Source organism: Streptomyces sp. MZ04 (assembly GCF_004684775.1).
In the GTDB taxonomy this organism is placed as follows: domain Bacteria; phylum Actinomycetota; class Actinomycetes; order Streptomycetales; family Streptomycetaceae; genus Streptomyces.
Genome location: NZ_SRIC01000455.1, coordinates 1 through 4,180, shown reverse-complemented (window position 1 = coordinate 4,180; position 4,180 = coordinate 1). Strand labels below are relative to the sequence as shown.

General features: G+C 73.2%; 4 protein-coding genes. 3 read left to right on the top strand and 1 reads right to left on the bottom strand.

Annotated elements, in window-relative coordinates; genetic code table 11:
* Positions 1 to 24 precede the first annotated feature (24 nt).
* Complete coding sequence (locus E2651_RS41670) at positions 25 to 864, bottom strand: alpha/beta fold hydrolase (protein WP_135336468.1); 840 nt, start codon at positions 862 to 864, stop codon at positions 25 to 27.
* A gap of 81 nt (positions 865 to 945) precedes the next feature.
* On the opposite strand from E2651_RS41670, the gene E2651_RS41665 reads away from it, so the two are divergent.
* The 3 genes from E2651_RS41665 to E2651_RS41650 all read left to right on the top strand — a co-directional run.
* Positions 946 to 2,352, top strand: coding sequence for a PLP-dependent aminotransferase family protein (locus E2651_RS41665; RefSeq protein WP_135336467.1), 1,407 nt, complete (start codon positions 946 to 948; stop codon positions 2,350 to 2,352).
* A gap of 125 nt (positions 2,353 to 2,477) precedes the next feature.
* The gene (locus E2651_RS41655; protein WP_135336470.1) at positions 2,478 to 2,876 is read left to right on the top strand and encodes a hypothetical protein; all 399 of its coding nucleotides are present in this window, start codon (positions 2,478 to 2,480) and stop codon (positions 2,874 to 2,876) included.
* A 501-nt stretch (positions 2,877 to 3,377) separates the two neighbouring features.
* On the top strand, positions 3,378 to 4,180 hold an 803-nt coding region (locus E2651_RS41650), incomplete at its 3' end, for an AfsR/SARP family transcriptional regulator (protein ID WP_135336469.1).

Genomic DNA, 4,180 nt, shown 5'->3' with positions numbered 1-4,180 from the left:
GTGGGGGCCGGGGGAGGGGCAGGGTCAGGTGTTGATCCGGGTCAGCCAACCGCGCACCGCCGCGTTGAACACCTCCGGCTGCTCCAGGTTCGGCATGTGGGCCGCCGACTCCACCACGCACAGTTCCGCGCCGGGGATCGCGTCGCGCATGGCCTCGGCGTCGGACACCGGTGTGTACGTGTCGTCATGGCCTACGACGATCAGGGCGGGGACCGCGACCTGGGTCAACAGGGTCCGGTAGTCCGGGCGTTCGGCCCTTCCGCGCAGGGCCGCCGCCGCGCCTTCCGGTGGGGCGGCCAGCATCATGCGGTGCACATGGGCGGCGGCCCGTGGGTTGTACGGGGCCGCCATCTTGTCCAGTACTTCATCGGCGTACGGCTTCAAGCCCTCGGCAAGCAGCCGGTCGGCCAGGGCGTTGCGCCAGGCCTTGCCCTCGTCCGTCTCGGCGGTCGGGAAGGTGTCGGCCAGGAGCAGGCCGCTGATCCGCTCCGGGAACAGGCGCAGGCACTCCATCGCGATCTGGCCGCCCATGGAGAGGCCGCCGAGCGCGCAGCGGGCCACGCCGAGGTGGTCAAGGAGGGCGAGGACGTCCGCGGCGAAGGTGGCGAAGGGGGTGGTGCCGGGGACGACGTCCGTCTCGCCGTAGCCGCGGAGGTCTGGGGTGATGACGCGGTGGGTCGGGGAGAGGGCGGTGCGCTGGGGGGTCCACATCGTGCGGTCGAATGGGTGGCCGTGGAGGAGGAGCAGGGGTGGGGTCCAGTCGGTCGGGCCTTCGCCGCCAGGGCCTTCGCTGCCGGGCCCTTCACCGCCGGGCCCTTCGTCGTCGTAGCCGATGGTTATGCCGTTGAGGTGCGCGGTTGCCATGGGGGGAGGCTAGGCGGGGGTAACTCGGCGGTGCAATAGGGTCTTTGCTCTCGGTGCAATGCGGTTGGTTTGGGGGTTCCTGTGGCTGGACGTCGTGACTATCGGCTCGTCGCCGATGAAGTGGCCGGGGAGATCGAGCGGGGTGCGTTGCGGCCCGGCGATCGGTTGCCGACGCAGCGGGCCTTCGCCCGGCATCGGCGGATCGCGAACTCCACCGCCATCCGCGTGTACGGCGAGTTGGTGCGACGGGGCCTCGCGGTGGGCGAGGTCGGGCGTGGCACCTTCGTCAGGGCCGCGCCCCCGCACCCCGGCGGGTCCGCCTCGCTCGCCGAGCAGCCGCGAGGGGTGGACGCGCCGCCGGTGAACCTGGAGCTCAACTACCCCGTCACACAAGGGCAGTCCGAGCTGATGGCCCGCGGCATCGCCCCGCTGCTGCGCCCGGACGTCCTCCTGGAGGCCAGCCGCCCGGCCGCCGCCGACGGCACCCCCCAGGCGCGGTCTGCCGCCGCCGACGTGCTGGCCCGGGCGGGCTGGCGGCCGGACCCCGCCCATGTCCTCTTCGCCGGCAACGGGCGGCAGGCCATCGCCGCCGCGATCTCGTCCCTCGTACGCCCTGGAGGCCGTCTCGGCGTCGAGGAGCTGACGTATCCGCTGGTCAAGGCCATCGCCGAGCGGCTCGGGGTGAGTTTGGTGCCGGTCGCCGTGGACGCGGAGGGGATGCGTCCGGACGCGCTGGCCGCCGTTCAGCGCGGTGCGGCGCCGCTCAGCGCGGTGTACCTACAGCCGACGCTGCACAATCCGTTGTCCCTGACGGCCGGTCCGGAGCGGCGGGCCGAACTGGCCGCCATGCTGGGGGAGTTGGATCTGTTCGCGATCGAGGACACGACGTGGGCCTTTCTCGCCGAGGACGCTCCCGCGCCGCTCGCCGCGTACGCCCCGGACCGCACGGTCCTCGTCGACAGCCTCTCCAAGCGGCTCGCCCCTGGACTCACCGTGGGGATGCTGACCGCACCCCCGGGTCATCTGGACGTTCTCGCGCGGACCTTGCGCTCCGGCGCCTGGACGGCGGGCGGGGTGAATCTGGAGGCCGCGGTGCGGTGGTGCGGGGACGGGACGGTGGAGTCGGTGGTCGCCGCCAAGCGCGTCGATGTGGGGGTGCGGCACGGGGTCGTGCGGGAGCGGCTTGGGGTGGGTGTGGAGTCCGTGGCTCGTTCGGGGCGGGTCCATGTCGACCCCCGTTCCTATTTCTGCTGGTGGGAGCTGCCCGCGCACTGGAGGGCCGAGGCCTTCGTCGCCGCCGCGGCCGAGCGGGGGGTCGCCGTGACGCCCGGGTCGGCCTTCGCGGTCGGGGAGCGGTCCGCGCCCGGCGCGGTCAGGATCGGGCTCGCGTCGCCGCCGGTCGACGTGCTCGGGGACGCGTTGGGGGTGCTGGCCGATCTTGCTCGTCGGGCGGGCCCCGGTGGGGATGCGGGTGCGAGGATGCCCTGATGCGTGACGACGAGAGGCCGGAGACGGCGGAGGCGCTGGAGACGGCGGAGACGGCGGAGGCGCTGGAGACGGCGGAGACGCCGGAGACGGCGGAGACGCCGGAGACGCCGGAGACAGCGGAGACGCTGGAGACGGCGGAGACAGCGGAGTTCGTACGGTTCCAGTCGCCTGTGCGGCATGAACGCGGGCACTTTCCCGGGGTGTTCGTGCTGGTCAACGGGCTTGCCCGGGAGGGGAGGCTCACGCCGGAGCAGGAGAGTTTCCGGCGGGCCAACAACGCCTGGTACGACGCCGCGTACCCGACCCCCTCGAAGGTCGATCCGACCGTGTACGACCCCGAGATCACCCCGGGAGCCGTGGCCTGGTTCAAGTCCACCGCCACGCATCTCATCGAGCGGGTGCCGGGCTATCTGGAGATCCTGGACGCGCACGGCGTCGAGTGCCGGATGCTGCGGTCGTCGGATCCGGGGCGGGTCGTGTACGAGGACGAATTCCAGGTCGTGGTTGTGCCGTACGGCGGATAGCCGCGCCCGGCGCCCGTGACCCCGCGCCACACACCGGATGGCCGCCCGCACCCCACCCCAGATAGTTGTATCGCCCATCAGGTAGCCTGCCGTACCGCCGGTAAGGGCCAAGTCCGCCACCAGCACGGGCGGACGAACCCCCGTACCAGGCGCCGACGCGTGAGCGATTGGTGACCGATCGGTGAGCAAGTCGTGCCGGTATCCGAGGCGGGCCCGCCCTCGCGCGGGCGCCGGACGGCCGTGGCCCGGGTGCGGATCCGACGGGCTCGGCGGCGCCGCGAGGCGTCGTGCGACGCCGGGGAATTCCCAAGTTGCCCGTCAGGCAAGGGAATTGACCGCTCTCGGCGGAAGATGATCGGACCCGGCCGCGGCGGCGTCACTCCCCCGAGCTGCGCGATCCGCGCGAGCGCCGCCGTGGCCGGTTCCGATGCATGGATTCCATCAGGGCCCGCCAACCGATCGCTAACATGAGGCCAACGGTTGGCGGGAGATGACGTGGGCATGCGGAGTGAGTTGCGGTTCGGGCTCCTTGGCGCACCCGCCGTGTACGACGCGGACGGTGAACCGCAACCCGTCCAGAGCGCCAAGGGGCGCGCTCTCCTGGCCGCGCTCCTCCTCGAACCGGGCAGGGTCGTCTCCGTCGACGCCCTCAAGGACGCACTGTGGGGCGGCTACCCGCCCGCTTCCGCGCACGCCTCGCTGCAGAACCACGTCACGCGTCTGCGTCGGCTGCTCGACGACCCGGACCGGCTGCGGGCGGTGCCCCCGGGCTACCGGCTGCGGGTGGGCGAGGGTGAGCTCGACGTACGCGTGTTCGAGCAGCTCGTCGCGCGGGCCCGGACGGCACACGCGGAGCGCGACTGGCAGGGCTGCGCGGACGCCGCGTCCGACGCGCTCGCCCTGTGGCGCGGCACCCCGCTGGACGGTCTGCCCGCGGACGCCGCGGGCCACGCGCTCGTGCCGCGGCTCGAAGAGGCGCGGCTCCTCGCCCTCGAACTGCGCTACGACGCGGAGATCGGCCTTGGCAGCGGCGGCGGGCTCGTGCCGGAGCTCGCCGAGCTGGTCGCCGAGTACCCCTTGCGGGAGGCCTTCCACCGGCAGCTGATGCTGGTCCTGCACCGTGCGGGGCGGCAGGCGGAGGCGCTCGCCGTGCACCGGGAGCTGCGGCGCAGGCTGGTCGAGGAGCTCGGCGTGGAGCCGGGGGCCGCGGTGCGGGAGGCGCACCGGGTGGTCCTCCAGGAGCCGGTCGGGTCCACCGCGCCGGAGGAGGCCGAGTCCGAACCCGCCGCCACCGAAGCTCCGGC